A 19,198-nucleotide genomic window follows, 5' to 3' on the forward strand; every position below is an offset into this window, starting at 1 on the left:
GCTTTACCGCACACACTGCCCGACCTGCACGGCCGGGCAGCGAACCGCTGCAATACTTACTCGGCGGCGACCGACTTGCCCGAAGCGTCCGTCACCTTGGCCTTCCACTGCTTGCGGATTTCCACTTCGACTGCCGGCGGCAGCGAGATGTAGTCGAGGCTGTCAGCAGCCTTCTCGCCGTTCTTGAACGCCCAGCTGAAGAACTTCAGCGTTTCCGCGCCCTGCTCCGGCTTGTCCTGCTTCGCGTGCAGCAGCACGAACGTCGCGCCGACGACCGGCCATGCTTCCTTGCCCGGCTGGTTCGTCAGGATCTGGTAGAACGACTTCGACCAGTTCGCGCCTGCGGCAGCGGCCTTGAACGTTTCCGTCTTCGGCTCGACCACCGTGCCCGTCGAGTTCTTCAGGGCCGTGTAGATCATGTTGTTCTTCTTCGCGTACGCCCATTCGACGTAGCCGACTGCGCCCGGCAGGCGCTGCACGAAGGCTGCGACGCCGTCGTTGCCCTTGCCGCCCGTGCCCGTCGGCCAGTTGACCGTCGTGCCTTCGCCGACCTTCGACTTCCACTCGTCGTTGACCTTCGACAGGTAGTTCGTCCAGATGAAGCTCGTGCCCGAACCGTCAGCGCGGCGAACCACGGCGATGTCCGTGTCCGGCAGCTTGACCTTCGGGTTCAGCGCGGCGATCGCCGGGTCGTTCCACTTCTTGATCTTGCCGAGGTAGATGTCGCCGAGCACCGGGCCCGACAGCGTCAGTTCACCGGCCTTCACGCCCGGCACGTTGATGACCGGCACCACGCCGCCGACCACCGTCGGGAACTGGAACAGGCCTTCCTTCGCGAGCTCGTCATCCTTCAGCGGAGCGTCCGAACCGGCAAAATCGACCGTCTTCGCGACGATCTGCTTCAGGCCGCCCGACGAACCGATACCTTGGTAGTTGACCTTCGCGCCGCCGGTCTGCTGGTAGTCAGCAGCCCATTTCGTATAGATCGGCATCGCGAACGTGCTGCCTGCGCCCGTGATGTCGGCAGCGTGAGCGGCGACGGCGAAAAGCGCGCCAGCCAGGCCGGCAATCGCGGTTTGCATCAATTTCATGAGACCTCCAGTGTGTGAGCGGATGACTACGGCACCGCGAAGGTTAGGGGCTCCTCATGACGGTAATGTGACAATCGATGAAACTGGCGTGACAGTAACATGACTGGTTGAAAGGGAGTATCGGGTGCGGCGCACGCGGCGCCCGGACGGCGCCGGAACGGCGATGGCGGCAAGAATTGCCGGCCAGGAAGGGACGGAATGACGACCCGTTTCACATGGGTGCGAGCGGATGGTAGCGCAGCATCTGCGGGACGGAAAGCACCGCCCGTGGCTCACCCGACATCAGGGGTTCGACGATTTTTCGACCCCGGCATGCGGTGATCGATGCACGCTTCTTATAGGTAGCGCAAACCTTTGCGTCTGACGAAATCGCGGCGCCCCGAAGGCGCCGCATGCCGGTTCACCGGGGCGCCGGCGCGCGGGCGCTTGACCGCCGCGCGCCGGGCATGCGCGTCAGGTTGTCGCAGCACGCACCGCGTCGGCAATCGCCTCCGCATGGCGGACCGCATCGGCCGCCTGCTGCGCTTCGACCATCACGCGCAGCACGGGCTCCGTGCCCGATGCACGGATCAGTACGCGGCCGCTGCCGGCGAGTGCGGCTTCGGCTGCCTCGATCGCGGCGCGAATCGACGTGCTGCCCTTCCAGTCGGCGCCCGGCTTCATCCGCACGTTGATCAGCTTCTGCGGGAACAGCGTGACGCCGTCGAGCATCTGCGCGAGCGTCTCGCCGCTGCGCTTGAGCGCGGCCAGCACGAGCAGCGCCGACACGATGCCGTCGCCGGTCGAGTGCCGGTCGAGCGACAGGATGTGGCCCGAGCCTTCCGCGCCGAGCTGCCAGCCATGCTCGCGCAACTGTTCGAGCACGTAGCGATCGCCGACCGCCGCACGGACGAACTTCACGCCCGCGCGCTGCAGCGCGACTTCGACGGCGAGATTCGTCATCAGCGTGCCGACCGCGCCTTCGACCTTGCCGTCGGTCGCGATCCGGTCCTTCACGAGCACGTAGAGCAGCTCGTCGCCGTTGTACAGGCGGCCGGTCGCGTCGACGACCTGCAGGCGGTCCGCATCGCCGTCGAGCGCAATGCCGAGATCGGCGTGGTTCGCGCGCACCGCGCGCACCAGTGCGTCCGGCGAGGTCGCGCCGACACCGTCGTTGATGTTGAAGCCGTTCGGCGCGACGCCGATCGGGATCACGTCCGCGCCGAGTTCGTGGAACACGTGCGGCGCGATCTGGTACGCGGCACCGTGCGCGCAGTCGATCACGAGCTTCAGCCCGCGCAGGTTGAACGCGGCCGGGAACGTGCTCTTGCAGAACTCGATGTAGCGGCCGGCCGCATCGTCAAGGCGGCGCGCCTTGCCGAGACCGTCGGACGATGCGCATTCGAGCGGCTTGTCGAGCCACGCTTCGATCTCGGCTTCGGTGTCGTCCGGCAGCTTGTTGCCGTCGGCGGAGAAAAACTTGATCCCGTTGTCGTGATACGGGTTGTGCGATGCGCTGATCACGACGCCGGCCGACAAGCGCAGCGCGCGCGTCAGGTACGCGACGCCCGGCGTCGGCATCGGGCCGGCCAGCATCACGTCGACGCCCGCCGCCGAGAACCCGGCCTCGAGCGCGGCTTCGAGCATGTAGCCCGACACGCGCGTGTCCTTGCCGATCAGCACGGTCGGGCGCGAGCCTGCCGCGACCTCGGCCGAGCTGGCCAGTACCTTGCCGGCCGCGTAGCCGAGACGCAACACGAAATCCGGTGTGATGGGTGCGTCGCCCACCGTGCCGCGAATGCCGTCCGTGCCGAAATATCGACGTCCCATGGGGTCCTTCCTCCTTCGTTTTCTGACTTATCGTTGCCGTGCGGCTTCGCGCACGGCATTCCAGATTTTCAGCGCATCGACCGTCGCCGCGACGTCGTGCACGCGCACGATCGCCGCCCCGCGCTCGACCGCGCACAATGCAGCCGCCACGCTCGCCGCGACGCGCTCCATCGGCGGCTTGCCGCCGATCACCGCGCCGAGCATCGACTTGCGCGACATGCCCGCGAGTATCGGATACGCGCGCCCGTCGGGCCGCGCGGGCGCCGTGTCCGGCAACGCGGCCAGCAGCGCATAGTTGTCGTCGACGACCGCCTTGCCGAATCCGAACCCGGGATCGACGCAGATCCGCTCCGGCGCAATCCCCGCCTCGCGCAGCGCCTGCGCGCGCGCGGCGAGAAAATCGCGCACGTCGGTCACGACGTCGCCGTAATCGGGTTCGCCGACCTGCATCGTCTGCGGCTCACCGAGCATGTGCATCGCACACAGCCCGCAGTTGCCCTCGCGCACCGCGTCGATCGCGCCCGGCTGGCGGAATCCCCAGATGTCGTTGATCAGGTCGGCGCCAGCGGCAAGCGCCGCGCGCATCACGGCCGGCTTGTAGGTATCGATCGACAACGGCACATTCAGCGGCCGCAGCGCTTCGACGAGCGGGATCACGCGCGCGAGTTCCTCGTCGAGCGGCACGGGCGGCGCGCCGGGGCGCGTCGATTCGCCGCCGATATCGAGGAGGTCGACGCCTTCGGCAATCATCCGCTCGGCCTGGCGCAGCGCATCGTCGCGCGCGAGGAAGCGGCCGCCGTCGGAGAATGAATCGGGCGTGGCGTTGAGGATCCCCATCACGAGCGGGCGTTCGAACGTCAGTTCGAAGCGGCCGCACTGGAGTGGCGCGGGAATGAATGGGGAAACAACGGAATCGGACACGAGCAACTGGCGTGAATGAATGCAAAACGGGCCGGTGTGAAGCCACACCAGCCCGTGAACGGCGCTAAAGCGCTGAAGCGGAGATTATGCCGCCGGCGAAGCAGGTGCCGGCGCGTTGCCGGGCTTCACCTCGGCGCTGCTGCCACCGCCCGACGAATCGCCGCCGACAGCCGGCGAGCTCTTCGGGGAGCGCGGCGGACGGCCCTCCATGATGTCGTTGATCTGATCGGCATCGATCGTCTCCCACTCCATCAGCGCGGCGGTCATCGCTTCGACCTTGTCGCGGTTCTCATCGAGCAGGCGGCGCGCAAGGCTGTACTGTTCGTCGAGCACGCGGCGGATTTCCGAATCGACCTTCTGCTGCGTCGCTTCCGAGATCGTGCGCGTGAAGCCACGGCCGAACGGCGATGCATCGTTCTCGTCGTCGACGTAGACCATCGGCCCGAGCGCGTCGGTCATGCCGAAACGGGCCACCATCGCGCGTGCCGTCTGCGTTGCCTTGTTGAAGTCGTCCGATGCGCCGGTGCTGACGAGGTTCATGAACAGCTCTTCCGCCACCCGGCCACCGAACAGGATCGCGAGGCGATCCATCAGGTAGTCCTTCGAGTACGTTTCGTTGTCATGCTCCGGCAGCTGCCACGTGACACCCAGCGCGCGACCGCGCGGGATGATCGTGACCTTGTGCACCGGGTCGGCCTTCGGCAACAGCTTCGCGATCACCGCGTGGCCCGACTCGTGATACGCGGTCGCGCGCTTCGCTTCCTCGCGGATCACGGCCGACTTGCGTTCCGGACCCATGAAGATCTTGTCCTTCGCGTCCTCGAAATCCTGCATTTCGACGATGCGCTTGCCGCGGCGTGCGGCAAACAGCGCAGCCTCGTTCACGAGGTTCGCGAGATCAGCGCCCGAGAAGCCCGGCGTGCCGCGTGCAATGACTGCCGCATCGACGTCGTTCGAGATCGGCACCTTGCGCAGGTGCACGCGCATGATCTGCTCGCGGCCGCGGATGTCCGGCAGGCCGACATAGACCTGACGGTCGAAACGGCCCGGACGCAGCAACGCCTTGTCGAGCACGTCCGAACGGTTGGTCGCGGCAATCACGATCACGCCCGAGTTCGCCTCGAAGCCGTCCATCTCGACGAGCATCTGGTTCAGCGTCTGTTCGCGTTCGTCGTTACCGCCGCCCATGCCGGCGCCACGATGACGGCCGACCGCGTCGATTTCGTCGATGAACACGATGCACGGTGCGTGCTTCTTCGCCTGCTCGAACATGTCGCGCACACGGGCCGCACCGACGCCGACGAACATTTCGACGAAGTCCGAACCCGAGATGCTGAAGAACGGCACCTTCGCTTCACCCGCGATCGCGCGGGCCAGCAGCGTCTTGCCGGTACCCGGGGGGCCGACGAGCAGCACGCCGCGCGGAATGCGACCGCCCAGCTTCTGGAATTTCTGCGGATCGCGCAGGAAGTCGACGAGCTCGGACACTTCTTCCTTCGCTTCGTCGCAGCCCGCGACATCGGAGAAGTTCACCGCGTTGTTGTTCTCGTCGATCAGCCGCGCTCGCGATTTGCCGAACGAGAATGCGCCGCCTTTGCCGCCTCCCTGCATCTGCCGCATCATGTAGAACCAGAACACGATGATCAGGATCGTCGGCCCGAGGTAGTACAGCGCGGACATCAGCGCGTTCGGCTCGTCATCGGCCTTGCCGCTGACCTGCACGCCGTACTTCATCAGATCGCCAACCATCCAGATGTCGCCGGGCGACACGATCTGGTACTTCTGGCCATCAGCCGGAGTGACGGTGAGGTTGCGCCCCTGAACGATGACGTTCTTGACCTTGCCGTTCTTGGCGTCGTCCATGAACTGCGAATAGGACACGCCTTCCTGGACGCGGGGCTTGTCGAACTGCTTGAACACCGTAAACAGCACCAGTGCGATCACCAGCCACACCGCTGCCTTCGAAAACATATTGTTGTTCAAAGCACCACTCCTTCACTCGTAGACGAGCGCCTACATTTTCCTTGCGGCGCCCCTCGGTCATTCTAATCCAGTCCGACCACCCTCGCCATAAGCATTGACAACCGCCGCGATAGCGCTTCGCTTGTCTGGCAAGGGCCGGAGCCCGTTTGCGGCACCTCGCTCCACATCAGCGCGGATGCTTCAGTTGCCGACCCAAAATGAACGTTTCGGACGATTTGTCGCGGGACGCCTTGGGCTTGCGCGGCGCGACGATCTTAAACTGCTGTTTGAATTTCTCGACGATCTGGCTGTAGCCGCTGCCGTGAAAGCATTTCACGAGCAACGCACCGTCCGGCTTCAGATGATTCTGCGCGAATTCGAGCGCCAGATCGCACAGATGCTCGATGCGCGCCGCGTCCGCCGAGGCCACGCCGGAGAGGTTGGGGGCCATGTCGGAAATAACAAGGTCTACCGCACGCCCTTCGAGCAATTCCTCGAGCTGGTGAAGGACTTCATCCTCGCGGAAGTCGCCCTGCAGGAAGTGGACATCGGCGATCGGCTCCATCGGCAGGATGTCGAGCGCCACGATCGTGCCGTCGATGCCGCCTTCGCGCTCCACGTCACGCTTCTTGCCCTGCGCGAGCTTGTTGCGGGCATACTGGCTCCAGCTGCCCGGCGTCGCGCCGAGGTCGACGATCACCTGGCCCGGACGGATCAGCTTGTCCTGCTCGTCGATTTCCTTCAGCTTGTACGCGGCGCGCGCGCGATAGCCCTCCCGCTGCGCCATTTTGACGTAGGGGTCGTTGATGTGGTCGTGCAGCCAGTGCTGGTTGAAGCGGTTTTTTGCCATTCGAGAGAGAGATTGCTGCTAATTGCTTCGTGAAGCCGCGCTTTTAGCGGATAATACGCGTCTTCTTCGCGCGGCTGCGGCCCCTTTTCAGGCCCATGCCGCGATTTTACGTGGTTTCGGCGCACGGCTGACGCGGTAACTTCCCGCGATCGCTATTCAGTCAGCGCGCCCTTATTTAGATTTCGACATTTCCATGCCCGCCCTTTCGCTTTCTCCCGCCGAGCGCTCCGCGCTGCGCTCCCAGGCCCATGCGCTCAAGCCCGTCGTGCTGATCGGCGCCGAAGGGCTGACCGACGCCGTGCTGAAGGAAATCAAGGTGCACCTCGACGCGCACCAGCTGATCAAGATCCGCGTGTTCGGCGACGAGCGCGACGAGCGCATCGCGATCTACGACGAGATCTGCGATCGCCTGAGCGCGGCGCCGATCCAGCACATCGGCAAGCTGCTGGTGATCTGGAAGCCCGAAGCCGCCGCAGCGGCCCCGGCTCGCGGCCGTCGTGCCGGCACGCTGCCGAGCGCTGCCGAAGTCGCCGACGACAAGAAAGGCCGCGCACCGCGCACCGTCAAGGTCGTCAAGGTGTCGCCTAACGCGAGCCCCGTGCGTCGCCCGAAGCCCACGAAGGTCGTCGTGCGCGGCAACGAGCGCGTGACGGCAGGCGGTAACGTGAAGCGCGCCAAGAAGCGCCAGGCCAGCACGAAGCGTCCGTTCCAGGACAAGTAAGCATCGGGGCGGCGCGGCTACGCCGTACCGCCACCCTGCCCGCGGGCCCGGCATCGACCGGGCCTGCGCGGCACTCGCGTCAGGCGTCGCGCGCCGGCAGACGCCAGATCAGCATCAGCCCCAGCACGCTCTCGACGAGGTAGAACACGCTCGAGACGCCGTGCAGCATTCCGAAGCGGCTCGCATACGGCGAGTTCGCGATATCGGTGCCCGCATCCATCGCGGCCACCCGCAGCGCGTTCATGAACGGCTGCAGCGCGAAATACCCGACCAGCACGCACACGACCATCGCGGCGACGATCCAGCGCACGCGGCGATAGTCGCTGCTGCCGCGCCGCACCTGCTGGTTCGACAATGCGAGCAGCAACACGCCGCACACGACACCGAGGATCGCCTCGATACGGAACAGCTGGGCGGCGACCGACCCGGCCGTCATCCGCTCCAGCGTCTTGAACAGCACGGGCGCGACCGCATACCCGATCGTCAACAGGCTGCCGACCCATACGGCCGACAGCAGACGGAACACGCGATGCGGCATCACGTCGCCCCGCTTCAGATGTAGCTGACCGAGATGATTTCGTACTCGCGCACGCCGCTCGGTGCCTGCACGGCCGCGACGTCGCCTTCGGACTTGCCGATCAGCGCGCGTGCGATCGGCGAGCTGACCGAGATCAGGCCGTGATCGATATCGGCTTCGTCGTCACCGACGATCTGATACTTGACGGTGTCGCCCGACTCGAGATCCTCGAGTTCGACGGTCGCGGCAAAGACCACGCGGCCATCTGCGTCGAGCACGGAGGGGTCGATGACCTGCGCGGCGGACAGCTTCGATTCGAGGTCGGCGATGCGACCCTCGATGAAGCCCTGCTTTTCCTTCGCAGCATCGTATTCGGCGTTTTCGGACAGATCGCCCTGTGCGCGGGCCTCCGCGATCGCGTTGATCACGGCCGGCCGCTCGACGGACTTAAGGCGCTGCAATTCATCGCGCAGGAGTTCCGCGCCACGCTTTGTCAACGGAATGGTGCTCATAAACGGCTCAATCGCTAAAAACGGCTATAAAAAAAATCACCGCGATTAAGCGCGTTTCCGATGCACTGGAAACACCGCCTAATCGCGGCACGTGTTGCTTCAACAGGTAACTGACTGCTTAGTTTAGGCGAGCGTGAAGACCTTGTAAATCATAGACTTCCAGATCCTTCAGGTAGCGCAAACCTTCGACCGCCGCGCGCGCGCCCGACATCGTCGTGTAGTACGTGACCTTGTGCGCCTGTGCGCTCATGCGGATCGAACGCGAATCGGCGATTGCCTGGCGCGTTTCGTCGACCGTCGTGAACACGAGTGCGATCTCGCCGTTCTTGATCATGTCGACGATGTGCGGACGGCCGTCCTTCACCTTGTTCACGACCTTCACCGGCACGCCGGCCGCTTCGATCGCGGCAGCCGTACCCTTCGTAGCAACGATCGGGTAGCCGAGGTCGTGCAGCATGCGCGCGACTTCGACGGCCTTCGGTTTATCCGCGTCCATCACGGTCAGCAGCACCGTGCCCGACTCCGGCAGGCGCGAACCGGCCGCGAGTTGCGACTTGAACAGCGCTTCGCCGAACGTCTGGCCGACACCCATCACTTCGCCGGTCGAACGCATTTCAGGCCCGAGGACCGGATCGACGCTCGGGAACTTGACGAACGGGAACACCGCTTCCTTCACGCTGAAGTACGGCGGCTCGACTTCCTTCGTCACGCCCTGCTGCACGAGCTTCTGGCCGACCATCGCGCGCGCCGCGATCTTCGCGAGCGGCAGGCTGGTTGCCTTCGACACGTACGGCACCGTGCGCGATGCGCGCGGGTTCACTTCCAGCACGTAGATGATGTCCTGCTTCGAACCGTCCGCCTGCGGCACCTGCTGGATCGCGAACTGCACGTTCATCAGGCCGACCACGTTCAGCGCCTTCGCCATCGCGCCCGTCTGGCGCTTCAGCTCGGCCACGGTTTCCTTCGACAGCGAGTACGGCGGCAGCGAGCATGCCGAGTCGCCCGAGTGGACGCCCGCCTGCTCGATGTGCTCCATCACGCCGCCGATGAACACGGCTTCGCCGTCGCAGATGCAGTCGACGTCGCACTCGATCGCGTCATTCAGGAAGCGGTCGAGCAGCACCGGCGAATCGTTCGACACCTTCACGGCCTCGCGCATGTAGCGCTCGAGGTCGCGCGGCTCGTGGACGATTTCCATCGCGCGGCCGCCGAGCACGTACGACGGGCGCACGACCAGCGGATAGCCGATTTCTTCCGCGAGCGCGAGCGCTTCGTCTTCGGCGCGCGCGGTGCGGTTCGGCGGCTGGCGCAGGCCGAGGTCCTGCAGCAGCTTCTGGAAGCGCTCGCGGTCTTCGGCCGCGTCGATCATGTCCGGCGACGTGCCGACGATCGGCACACCGTGCGCCTCGAGGTCGAGCGCGAGCTTCAGCGGCGTCTGGCCGCCGTACTGGACGATCACGCCGACCGGCTTTTCCTTGTCGACGATCTCGAGGACGTCTTCCAGCGTCAGCGGCTCGAAGTACAGGCGGTCGGACGTGTCATAGTCGGTCGACACCGTTTCCGGGTTGCAGTTGACCATGATCGTTTCGTAGCCGTCCTCGCGCATCGCGAGCGCCGCGTGCACGCAGCAGTAGTCGAACTCGATGCCCTGGCCGATCCGGTTCGGGCCGCCGCCCAGCACCATGATCTTCTTGTTGGTGGTCGGCTGCGCCTCGCACTCTTCCTCATAGGTCGAGTACATGTACGCGGTTTTCGTTGCGAATTCGGCCGCGCAGGTGTCGACGCGCTTGTAGACCGGGCGCACGTTGAGTTCGACGCGACGCTTGCGGACGTCTTCCGGGCTCGCGCCGAGCAGCTTCGCGAGGCGGCGGTCGGAGAAGCCGCCCTGCTTCAGGTAGCGCAGTTCGTCGAACGACAGCGACGCGAGCGTGCGGCCGCCGAGCGCCTTTTCCTTCAGGATGATCTGCTCGATCTGCTCGAGGAACCACGGATCGATCGCGGTTTCCGCGTAGATTTCCTGAGCCGTCATGCCGATGCGGAAGGCATCGCCGACGTACCAGATGCGGTCCGGGCCCGGCTCGTGGATCTCGATCGCGATCTCGTCGCGGTTGGTCGACTTCTCGTCGAGACCGTCGACGCCGACTTCGAGGCCGCGCAGTGCCTTCTGGAACGATTCCTGGAACGTGCGGCCGATCGCCATCACTTCGCCGACCGACTTCATCTGCGTGGTCAGGCGCGAATCGGCTTCGCGGAACTTCTCGAACGCGAAGCGCGGGATCTTCGTGACGACGTAGTCGATCGTCGGCTCGAACGATGCCGGGGTCTGGCCGCCGGTGATTTCGTTCTTCAGCTCGTCGAGCGTGTAGCCGACGGCCAGCTTCGCCGCGACCTTCGCGATCGGGAAGCCGGTGGCCTTCGAGGCGAGCGCCGACGAACGCGACACGCGCGGGTTCATTTCGATGACGACCATGCGGCCGTCCTTCGGGTTGATCGAGAACTGCACGTTCGAGCCGCCCGTGTCGACGCCGATCTCGCGCAGCACCGCGAGCGATGCGTTACGCAGGATCTGGTATTCCTTGTCGGTGAGCGTCTGCGCCGGCGCGACCGTGATCGAGTCGCCGGTGTGCACGCCCATCGGGTCGAGGTTCTCGATCGAGCAGACGATGATGCAGTTGTCGGCGCGGTCGCGCACGACTTCCATCTCGTATTCCTTCCAGCCGAGCAGCGATTCTTCGATCAGCAGCTCGCGCGTGGGCGACAGATCCAGGCCGCGCCTGCAGATCTCTTCGAACTCTTCGCGGTTGTAGGCAATGCCGCCGCCCGAGCCGCCGAGCGTGAACGACGGACGGATCACGACCGGGTAGCCGCTGCCGCCGGTGAGCGCCATGATCTCGGCGTGCACCTGGGTCGCTTCTTCCATCGAGTGCGCGACGCCCGACTTCGCGGAACCGAGACCGATCTTGGTCATCGCGTCCTTGAACTTCTGGCGGTCTTCCGCCTTGTCGATCGCTTCCGGCGACGCGCCGATCAGCTCGACGCCGAACTTCTCGAGCACGCCGTGGTGGTGCAGGTCGAGCGCGCAGTTCAGCGCGGTCTGGCCGCCCATCGTCGGCAGGATCGCGTCCGGGCGCTCCTTCTCGATGATGCGCGCGACGACTTCCCACGTGATCGGCTCGATGTAGGTCACGTCGGCCGTGTTCGGGTCGGTCATGATCGTCGCCGGGTTGCTGTTGACGAGAACGACCTTGTAGCCCTCCTCACGCAACGCCTTGCAAGCCTGCGCGCCCGAATAGTCGAACTCGCACGCCTGGCCGATGATGATCGGGCCGGCGCCGATGATGAGGATGCTCTTGATGTCTGTGCGTTTTGGCATGGCTGGTGAATTCAATAAGTAATCGTTGTCGTGGGTCGGCCGGCTGCGCTCAGCTCATCGTGGCGAGCGCAAGCTTCACCGAGAAACCGATGAACAGGCCGCCCACGCTGCTCGCCGCGCCCGCTGCAAGCTTGCGGCGGCGGCGGAAGTGCTCGGCGAGCCGCGCACCCGCGAAGATCAGCGTGCTCAGGTACAGGAAGCTCGCGCATTGCGCGATCGCCCCGAGCACGACGAACGACAACGCAGGATGCGGGAATGCCGGGTCGACGAACTGGATGAAGAACGAGATGAAGAACAGGATCGCCTTCGGATTCAGCAGGCTCACGATCAGTGCCTTGCGGAACGGCCGCTCGCCGTCCACCGCGGGCGCTGCCTCGGCCGGCGCATTCACCGGCGCGCGCAGCTTTCGCCACGCGCTGCGCAGCATGCCGGTACCGATGTAGAGCAGATACGCGGCGCCGCCGTACTTGACGACGGAGAACAGCAGCGGGTTCGCCTTCAGCAGCGACGCGACGCCGGCGGCGGACAGCACCATCAGCACCGTGTCGCCGACGAACACGCCGCACGCCGCGCGATAGCCGGCCTTCACGCCGCGCTGCGCCGCAAGCGACAGCACGTACATCGAGTTCGGCCCCGGCAGCAGGATGATGAAGATCACGCCGAACACGTAGGTCCAGATATCCGTGATGCCGAGTGCGTGGCCGAACATGATGTGAATCTCCCGTCCTTCAGTTGCGTCGGTAACGTTAAGCGTTGCGCTGCTTCGCCGCGTCCATCAGCGCGGTGAAACGGTCGAACAGATAGCCGATGTCGTGCGGGCCGGGCGACGCTTCCGGGTGGCCCTGGAAGCAGAATGCCGGCTTGTCGGTCAGCTCGAAGCCCTGCAGCGTGCCGTCGAACAGCGACACGTGCGTCACGCGCGCGTTGGCCGGCAGCGAATCCGCATCGACCGCGAAGCCGTGGTTCTGCGACGTGATCACCACGCGACCGTCGCCGAGATCCTTCACCGGGTGGTTCGCGCCGTGGTGGCCCGTCTTCATCTTCAGCGTCTTCGCGCCGACCGCGAGGCCCATGATCTGGTGGCCGAGGCAGATGCCGAAGGTCGGCACGCCGCGCTCGATGAACTGCTTCGTGGCCGCGATCGCGTAGTCGCACGGTTCCGGATCGCCGGGGCCGTTCGACAGGAACACGCCGTCCGGATTCAGCGCGAGCGCATCTTCCGCGCTCGCCTGTGCCGGCAGCACCGTCACGTGGCAGCCGCGCTCCGCGAGCATGCGCAGGATGTTGTACTTGACGCCGAAATCGTACGCGACGACACGGTACTTCGGCGCTTCCTGCATGCCGTAGCCGCCTTCGAGGCGCCATTCGGTCTGCTTCCACTCGAACGGCTTCGTGGTCGACACGACCTTCGCGAGATCCATGCCCGCGAGACCCTGGAACGAGCGCGCGAGCTCGATCGCCTTCGCTTCGTCGTCCGAGCCCGTCAGGATGCAGCCGCTCTGCGCGCCCTTGTCGCGCAGGATGCGGGTCAGCTTGCGGGTATCGATGCCGGCAATCGCGACGACGCCTTCGTCGCGCAGGTAGTCGCCGAGCGTGCGGTCCATGCGGAAGTTCGATGCGAGCGCGGGCAGATCACGGATGATCAGGCCGGCGGCATGGACTTTCGTGGCTTCGACGTCTTCGGCGTTGACGCCGACGTTGCCGATATGCGGGTAGGTGAGCGTGACGATCTGGCGCGAGTAGCTCGGATCAGTCAGGATTTCCTGATAGCCGGTGATCGCGGTATTGAACACGACTTCGCCGATCGTATGGCCTTCGGCCCCGATCGAATAACCACGAAAGACCGTGCCGTCGGCGAGTGCAAGCAAGGCGGGAGTAAAAGACGGCAACACGGGAGGCTCCTTGGGGAACACCCTGCTGCCGACCTGTTTACCCTGCCGCGCGCGCGCCGCGCTGCGTGGGCGCGCGCGGTCGCTTGCTGGACGCGGCCTGCTTTGTCGAGACGCGAACCCGGCGCGTGGCGCACGAGGCTTCGCGGCATCGCCCGGCTGGCGGCGTGCGGCGGATGAACGGGATGAATGAGGTAGGCGCTAGGGTGCGAGGTTGATCAGCACAAACTTTCAAATTATAGCCCGAAAATGGCCCTATCTTCAATCGATTTGGCCGTCCGATCGTGCGCCCCGCCATGCCCGGCGGCACGGCGCAACGCGCTGCGGCCCCGTTTCCGCGGCCGCCCTACCCGCCAGCGTACCGCCGGATCAGTGTGCTTGGCCAGCGCCGCGCGCGGGCCAGACGTACCAGACCGCGCTCGCGAGCTGCAACGCGAGCAGCACGCCCCACGCGGTGAAGTGCGCGGCGGCCGGATAGCGGCCGTCGACCGCGGGCCAGTGCGACAGCACCGCGCCGACACCGATCTGGAACGCAAAGATCAGCAGGAAGATCACGAGCGTGAGCGTCGTGTTCGCGCGGCCGATCAGATGCGCGGGAAAGTGCCCGGCCATCACCGCGTAGGTCAGGATGCCGACGCCGCCGAACATCCCGTATGCCGCCCACAGCACGGCCGGCGGCAACGGCACCCCCGCGACAATCGCGATCTGCGTCGCGACGAACAGCGCCATGCCGACGCCGCAGAACGCGTACACGGACACGCCGCGCCGCTCGAGCACCCGCGCCGCGGCGCCGAAGCCGACGCAGCCGGCCATCATCGCAAAGCCGAGCACCGACACGAGGCGCGCCGCATGCGGCGCATCGAACCCCGCGACATCGCGCAGGTAAGGCCCGACCCACAGCGACTGCATCGCGTAGAACACGCCCTGCGTGACGACGGAGAACGACGAGATCTTCCAGAACGCGCGGCTGCTCAGGATATGCCACGTGCCCTTGAACTGGCTGACGAGCCCGCCCTGGTGACGCACCTGCTTCGCTTCCGGCGCGCCCAGGCCGATCGATGCCGCGACGATCACCGTCAGCACCGCGAGACCGAAACAGATCGCGCGCCAGCTCGTCCAGCCGAGCAGCCAGGTCAGCGGCGAGCCGACCATCACGCCGCCGAGGCCACCCACGGCCATCACGAGGCCGTTGACGAGCGGCAGCCGGCCGACCGGGAAATGCTGCGCGAGCGCCTTGAACGCCGCGCCGAGGCACACCGATACGCCGACGCCGATCAGCAGCCGGCCGACCATCATGGTGCCGAGGCTGTGCGCGGCGCCGAACACGGCCGCGCCGGCGGCCGCGAACAGCAGCATGCCGGCCGTCACGCGACGCGAGCCGAAGTGGTCGAGCATCACGCCGGCCGGGATCTGCGCGCCCGCGAAACCCAGGAAATAGAGACTGGTGAGCAGCCCGAGATCGGCGGCCGACAACCCGAGCTCGTGCGTCACGAACGGCGCGAAGCCCAGATTGACGCCGCGAAACACATACGACACGAAATACCCGACCGAAAACAGCGCGAGCACCCTCACCTGCACCGACGACATCGCTTCCCCTCGTTATATGAAGACTTCCGAAGCAGCGCCCCCGCGCCGCGCACAAACAAAAACGCCGTCACCTCGGTGACGGCGTTTCATCGCATTTCGTCGGATGATAACGCAATCGTGCGAACCGGGCCGGCCGCACGATGCGTTTGCGACTGCGTTACTTCTTCTTGCCCTTGTGCGCAGTGGCCTTGGCCGGGGCCGCCTTCGCCGATTTGGCCGCCGGCTTCGCCGCGCCGCGCTTCGCGCTGTGCGACTTGCCGCCTACCGCCAGGCTCGCGCGCTCGATGTGCGCACCGGCGGCCGACGTTGCGATCCGCTCCGGGCCGGGTTCCGCCGGCACCGAACGGCCGACCGGCACGTGCAGCACGAGCGCCTGGCCCGGCATCGCGAGATCGCGGTGCGTGCGGTTCCACGCCTTGAGCTGGCCGACCGACACGCCGTAGCGGCCGGCGATCGCCGCCATCGACTGCTTGCGGCGCACGCGGATCAGCATCTTGCGCGTATCGGGTACGTCGGGTTCCATCGCGAGCGCGCCGTTTTCGGCGACGTCGGCGCTGATGTCCTCGTCGTCGTCATCGCCGCGCGGCACGACGATCGTCGAGCCCGGCTTCAGGCGCATGCCGGCCGGAATCTTGTTGATCGACATCAGCGTATCGGCGTCCACGCCGATCTTCTCGGCGATCGCTGCCGGCCGCGCACGTTCGCTGACCGTGTAGGTGGTCCACGACGAAAGCTGGCCGTTGTACGCCTTCAGGTTCTTCTCGAACGCCGACGCGTTGTCGAACGGCAGCAGGATCTGCGGCTCGGTCGCGCCGAGGATCACCGGCTTCGCGAACGACGGGTTCAGCGAGCGGAATTCGTCGAGCGACAGGTTCGCGAGCTTCGCGGCCACCGCCACGTCGATGTCGCGCGACGTCGTGACCGTCACGAAATACGGGTGGTTCGGGATCTCCGGCAGCGTCAGGCCATACTGCTGCGGATTCGCGATGATGTTCTTCACCGCCTGCAGCTTCGGCACGTAGTTACGCGTCTCGTTCGGCATCCGCAGGCTCAGGTAGTCGGTCGGCAGACCGGCCGCCTGGTTGCGCGCGATCGCGCGCTGCACGTTGCCCTCGCCCCAGTTGTACGCGGCCAGCGCGAGATACCAGTCGCCGAACATGTCATGCAGGCGCGACAGGTAGTCAAGCGCGGCGCTCGTCGACGCGAGCACGTCACGGCGCTCGTCCTGCCACATGTTGCGCTTCAGGTTGTACGTGCGGCCGGTGCCGGGCATGAACTGCCACATGCCGGCCGCCTTCGCGACCGACAGCGCCTGCGGGTTGTACGCGGACTCGATGAACGGCAGCAGCGCGAGCTCGGTCGGCATGTGACGCGCCTCGAGCTCCTCGACGATGTGGTACAGGTACTTTTGCGAGCGCTCGGTCATGCGCTGCACGTAATCCGGGCGCTGCGTGTACCACGTGGTCTGCATGTCGACGAGGTCGGTCTGCAGGTCGGGCATCTGGAAACCGCGGCGGATGCGACCCCAGAGATCGGAGTCTGCACTGGTCAGGTCGCCGACGGATTGCTTGTCGACGTCGACAGTTTCTTTGGCGGTGGCTGATTTACGAAGGTAGTTGGACGTCGCCTGCGAATCGGCGGCGTTGTTGGCGACAGGGGCCTGGCTCGCACAAGCGGCGAGCAGCAGAACCACCATCGCACTCAATATAAGTCGCATGAAAATCTCTGCTTCCGACGGCTGGAAATTGCAGGCGATACTACGGAAGTGCGTGCTTCACGTCAATAAAAACACCGAAAACTCAGCGAAATCCTACATTTGGAGCAATTTTTACAGACTCCGCTTGAGCTTTGGAGTCCTCCAAAAATCGTCATCGGAACCGGTTTTTCCACTCGCGCATCAGCGTGAACGCCGCCAGACGATCCGGCACCGTTTCGTGCAGTTCGGCCTCGAGCGTCGCGCGGATCGCATCGCTGTCCGCACGCATGAACGGGTTAACGGCACGTTCGTGCGCGATCGTAGTGGGCAGGGTCGGCACGCCGCGCGCACGCCGCGCCTGCGCGTCGTCGCGCCACGCGGCGAGCGCCGCATTGCCGGGCTCGCACGCGAGCGCGAAGCGGATGTTCGACAGCGTGTATTCGTGTGCGCAATGCACGTGCGTGTCGCCCGGCAGTGCCGCGAGCGCGTCGAGCGACGCGAGCATCTGCGCGGGCGTGCCTTCGAACAGACGGCCGCAGCCGCACGAGAACAGCGTGTCGCCGCAGAACACGTGCGGCGCCGCGTTGCCCGGTCCGGCCGCCTGAAAATAGGCGATGTGGCCGCGCGTATGACCCGGCACGTCGAGCACGTCGAACGTCGCGGCGGGCGCGTCGAGCGTCACGCGCGCGCCGCCCTCGAGCGGCCGCGTGACCACACCGATCGCCTCGGCGGCCGGGCCGTAAACGGGCAGCGGCACATCGTCCGGTTGGCTATCGCGCAGTGCCGCGACACCGCCGACGTGGTCGGCGTGGTGGTGCGTGAGTAAAATAGCGGTCAACCGCCAGCCGCGTTCGGCTAGAACCCGGCGCACCGGTGCGGCTTCACCCGGATCGACGGCGATCGCATCGCGGCCGTCCGAGACGAGCCAGATATAGTTGTCATCGAATGCCGGAACCGGCACGTATTCCAGCTCGTTCATGGGCGCGCAATCATCGTTATGTCTGACCGTCAAATTATAGACTGGCCCGCCTGGACCGACTCACCGCCCGGCCGCTACGTGCTGGACTGGGAGCAGGCGCAGCTCGACCGGATCGTGTCCGACGTCTTCGGGTTCCACGCGCTGCAGCTCGGCCTGCCGCAGCTCGACGCGCTGCGCGAGAACCGCATGCCGTATCGTGGCCTCGTGCTCGATCCGGCGAGCGGCGCGAGCGCGCCCTACCAGTATCCGTGGGCGCGCGAAGCGCATACGCCCGAGCACGCGCCCGACGGCCGCAGCACGACCTGGTGCGACCTGCTCGACCTGCCGTTCGAGTCGCAGAGCGTCGACCTGATCGTGATGCCGCACACGCTGGAATTCACGTCCGACCCGCACCGCCTGCTGCGCGAGGCCGAGCGCGTGCTGATGCCGGAAGGCCAGCTCGTGATCACCGGCTTCAATTCGCTCAGCCTGTGGGGCATGCGGCAATCGTTCGGGCGCATGGCGAACCGTCCGTTCGTGCCGGCCACGCGCGACCAGATCGCGTTCATCCGGCTCAAGGACTGGATCAAGCTGCTCGGCTTCGATCTCGAACGCGGCCGCTTCGGCTGCTACCGGCCGCCGCTCGTCACCGACAAGTGGCTCGCCCGCTACGGCTTCATGGAAGCCGCCGGCGACCGCTGGTGGCCGATCTTCGGCGCCGTCTACATGGTGACGGCCGTCAAGCGCGTGCGCGGCATGCGCCTCGTCGGCCAGATCCGGATGAAGAAGCCCGTGCTCGCACCGGGCCTGACGCCGGCGGCCTCCCCGACCACTCATCAAGAACATTCATGACTACCGATACCATCGACATCTATACCGACGGCGCCTGCAAGGGCAACCCCGGCCCCGGCGGCTGGGGCGCACTGATGCGCTACGGCGACAAGGAAAAGGAGCTGTTCGGCGGCGAGCCGAACACGACCAACAACCGCATGGAGCTGATGGGCGTGATCGCCGCGCTCGAAGCGCTGAAGCGGCCGTGCCAGGTGATCGTGCATACCGACTCGCAATACGTGCAGAAAGGCATCAGCGAGTGGATCCACGGCTGGAAGAAGAAAGGCTGGATCACCGCGGCAAAGACGCCCGTGAAGAACGCCGACCTGTGGAAGCGGCTCGACGCGCTCGTCGCGCAGCACGAGGTCGAGTGGCGCTGGGTCAAGGGCCACGCGGGCCATCCCGAAAACGAGCGCGCGGACGCGCTCGCGAATCGCGGCGTCGAATCGCTCACGGCCTGAACGCAGGCCGCTCCCTGTTT

Annotated in this window: 16 protein-coding genes; 3 read left to right on the forward strand and 13 right to left on the reverse strand. The window is 65.8% G+C overall.

The features are described from left to right. Nucleotides 1-56: 56 nt before the first annotated feature. The 5 genes from pstS to LGN19_RS15960 form a co-directional block, all read right to left on the reverse strand. Nucleotides 57-1,091 (reverse strand): phosphate ABC transporter substrate-binding protein PstS, encoded by a 1,035-nt coding sequence (gene pstS / locus LGN19_RS15940; protein WP_174957194.1) that lies wholly within the window; start codon nucleotides 1,089-1,091, stop codon nucleotides 57-59. A 453-nt stretch (nucleotides 1,092-1,544) separates the two neighbouring features. After that, nucleotides 1,545-2,900 carry a phosphoglucosamine mutase gene (gene glmM / locus LGN19_RS15945; protein ID WP_226215851.1) on the reverse strand — a complete coding sequence of 452 codons (1,356 nt, stop codon included), beginning with the start codon at nucleotides 2,898-2,900 and terminating at the stop codon, nucleotides 1,545-1,547. A gap of 27 nt (nucleotides 2,901-2,927) precedes the next feature. Continuing rightward, entirely contained in the window at nucleotides 2,928-3,869 is a 942-nt protein-coding gene (gene folP, locus LGN19_RS15950) for a dihydropteroate synthase (protein ID WP_122944992.1), read from the reverse strand. Nucleotides 3,870-3,905: 36 nt separating this feature from the next. Continuing rightward, nucleotides 3,906-5,804: an ATP-dependent zinc metalloprotease FtsH gene (ftsH, locus tag LGN19_RS15955; protein WP_122944991.1), complete on the reverse strand. Its 1,899-nt coding sequence runs from the start codon at nucleotides 5,802-5,804 to the stop codon at nucleotides 3,906-3,908. A gap of 166 nt (nucleotides 5,805-5,970) precedes the next feature. Beyond that, nucleotides 5,971-6,633, reverse strand: a complete 663-nt coding sequence (locus tag LGN19_RS15960) for an RlmE family RNA methyltransferase (RefSeq protein ID WP_122944990.1) — start codon at nucleotides 6,631-6,633, stop codon at nucleotides 5,971-5,973. 193 nt (nucleotides 6,634-6,826) lie between these two features. Here LGN19_RS15960 and LGN19_RS15965 point away from each other — a divergent pair, with 193 nt between their 5' ends. After that, the gene (locus tag LGN19_RS15965; protein ID WP_226215853.1) at nucleotides 6,827-7,354 is read left to right on the forward strand and encodes a YhbY family RNA-binding protein; all 528 of its coding nucleotides are present in this window, start codon (nucleotides 6,827-6,829) and stop codon (nucleotides 7,352-7,354) included. A 79-nt stretch (nucleotides 7,355-7,433) separates the two neighbouring features. On the opposite strand, the gene LGN19_RS15970 is transcribed toward LGN19_RS15965, so the two are convergent. From LGN19_RS15970 to gloB, 8 genes are all read right to left on the reverse strand, one after another. Next, nucleotides 7,434-7,892, reverse strand: coding sequence for a DUF4149 domain-containing protein (locus tag LGN19_RS15970; protein ID WP_046545365.1), 459 nt, complete (start codon nucleotides 7,890-7,892; stop codon nucleotides 7,434-7,436). 14 nt (nucleotides 7,893-7,906) lie between these two features. Next, nucleotides 7,907-8,383 carry a transcription elongation factor GreA gene (gene greA, locus LGN19_RS15975; RefSeq protein WP_122944988.1) on the reverse strand — a complete coding sequence of 159 codons (477 nt, stop codon included), beginning with the start codon at nucleotides 8,381-8,383 and terminating at the stop codon, nucleotides 7,907-7,909. Nucleotides 8,384-8,501: 118 nt separating this feature from the next. Beyond that, the gene (carB, locus tag LGN19_RS15980; RefSeq protein ID WP_226215859.1) at nucleotides 8,502-11,756 is read right to left on the reverse strand and encodes a carbamoyl-phosphate synthase large subunit; all 3,255 of its coding nucleotides are present in this window, start codon (nucleotides 11,754-11,756) and stop codon (nucleotides 8,502-8,504) included. A 49-nt stretch (nucleotides 11,757-11,805) separates the two neighbouring features. Beyond that, nucleotides 11,806-12,465 (reverse strand): leucine efflux protein LeuE, encoded by a 660-nt coding sequence (gene leuE, locus LGN19_RS15985; RefSeq protein ID WP_226215861.1) that lies wholly within the window; start codon nucleotides 12,463-12,465, stop codon nucleotides 11,806-11,808. Nucleotides 12,466-12,502: 37 nt separating this feature from the next. Further along, nucleotides 12,503-13,648 carry a glutamine-hydrolyzing carbamoyl-phosphate synthase small subunit gene (gene carA, locus LGN19_RS15990; protein ID WP_226215862.1) on the reverse strand — a complete coding sequence of 382 codons (1,146 nt, stop codon included), beginning with the start codon at nucleotides 13,646-13,648 and terminating at the stop codon, nucleotides 12,503-12,505. 366 nt (nucleotides 13,649-14,014) lie between these two features. Beyond that, the gene (locus tag LGN19_RS15995; protein ID WP_174957196.1) at nucleotides 14,015-15,232 is read right to left on the reverse strand and encodes an MFS transporter; all 1,218 of its coding nucleotides are present in this window, start codon (nucleotides 15,230-15,232) and stop codon (nucleotides 14,015-14,017) included. Nucleotides 15,233-15,389: 157 nt separating this feature from the next. Then, nucleotides 15,390-16,949 (reverse strand): transglycosylase SLT domain-containing protein, encoded by a 1,560-nt coding sequence (locus LGN19_RS16000; RefSeq protein ID WP_226215864.1) that lies wholly within the window; start codon nucleotides 16,947-16,949, stop codon nucleotides 15,390-15,392. Between the two features lie 151 nt (nucleotides 16,950-17,100). Next, nucleotides 17,101-17,907 carry a hydroxyacylglutathione hydrolase gene (gene gloB / locus LGN19_RS16005; RefSeq protein ID WP_226215866.1) on the reverse strand — a complete coding sequence of 269 codons (807 nt, stop codon included), beginning with the start codon at nucleotides 17,905-17,907 and terminating at the stop codon, nucleotides 17,101-17,103. 18 nt (nucleotides 17,908-17,925) lie between these two features. On the opposite strand from gloB, the gene LGN19_RS16010 reads away from it, so the two are divergent. Then, nucleotides 17,926-18,738: a class I SAM-dependent methyltransferase gene (locus LGN19_RS16010; RefSeq protein ID WP_122944981.1), complete on the forward strand. Its 813-nt coding sequence runs from the start codon at nucleotides 17,926-17,928 to the stop codon at nucleotides 18,736-18,738. Beyond that, nucleotides 18,735-19,178, forward strand: coding sequence for a ribonuclease HI (gene rnhA, locus LGN19_RS16015; protein WP_011351593.1), 444 nt, complete (start codon nucleotides 18,735-18,737; stop codon nucleotides 19,176-19,178). Before LGN19_RS16010 ends, rnhA begins: the two co-directional genes overlap by 4 nt. Nucleotides 19,179-19,198: the final 20 nt, after the last annotated feature.

The sequence above is a fragment of the Burkholderia sp. AU30198 genome, from assembly GCF_020419825.1.
GTDB lineage: Bacteria > Pseudomonadota > Gammaproteobacteria > Burkholderiales > Burkholderiaceae > Burkholderia.

Excerpts from the sequence above, each read along its gene's own strand:
- pstS (WP_174957194.1), bottom strand. The coding sequence starts at position 1,091 with ATGAAATTGATGCAAACCGCGATTGCCGGCCTGGCTGGCGCGCTTTTC.
- glmM (WP_226215851.1), bottom strand. The coding sequence starts at position 2,900 with ATGGGACGTCGATATTTCGGCACGGACGGCATTCGCGGCACGGTGGGC.
- LGN19_RS15960 (WP_122944990.1), bottom strand. The coding sequence starts at position 6,633 with ATGGCAAAAAACCGCTTCAACCAGCACTGGCTGCACGACCACATCAAC.
- LGN19_RS15965 (WP_226215853.1), top strand. The coding sequence starts at position 6,827 with ATGCCCGCCCTTTCGCTTTCTCCCGCCGAGCGCTCCGCGCTGCGCTCC.
- LGN19_RS15970 (WP_046545365.1), bottom strand. The coding sequence starts at position 7,892 with ATGCCGCATCGCGTGTTCCGTCTGCTGTCGGCCGTATGGGTCGGCAGC.
- greA (WP_122944988.1), bottom strand. The coding sequence starts at position 8,383 with ATGAGCACCATTCCGTTGACAAAGCGTGGCGCGGAACTCCTGCGCGAT.
- carB (WP_226215859.1), bottom strand. The coding sequence starts at position 11,756 with ATGCCAAAACGCACAGACATCAAGAGCATCCTCATCATCGGCGCCGGC.
- leuE (WP_226215861.1), bottom strand. The coding sequence starts at position 12,465 with ATGTTCGGCCACGCACTCGGCATCACGGATATCTGGACCTACGTGTTC.
- LGN19_RS15995 (WP_174957196.1), bottom strand. The coding sequence starts at position 15,232 with ATGTCGTCGGTGCAGGTGAGGGTGCTCGCGCTGTTTTCGGTCGGGTAT.
- LGN19_RS16000 (WP_226215864.1), bottom strand. The coding sequence starts at position 16,949 with ATGCGACTTATATTGAGTGCGATGGTGGTTCTGCTGCTCGCCGCTTGT.
- gloB (WP_226215866.1), bottom strand. The coding sequence starts at position 17,907 with ATGAACGAGCTGGAATACGTGCCGGTTCCGGCATTCGATGACAACTAT.
- LGN19_RS16010 (WP_122944981.1), top strand. The coding sequence starts at position 17,926 with ATGTCTGACCGTCAAATTATAGACTGGCCCGCCTGGACCGACTCACCG.
- rnhA (WP_011351593.1), top strand. The coding sequence starts at position 18,735 with ATGACTACCGATACCATCGACATCTATACCGACGGCGCCTGCAAGGGC.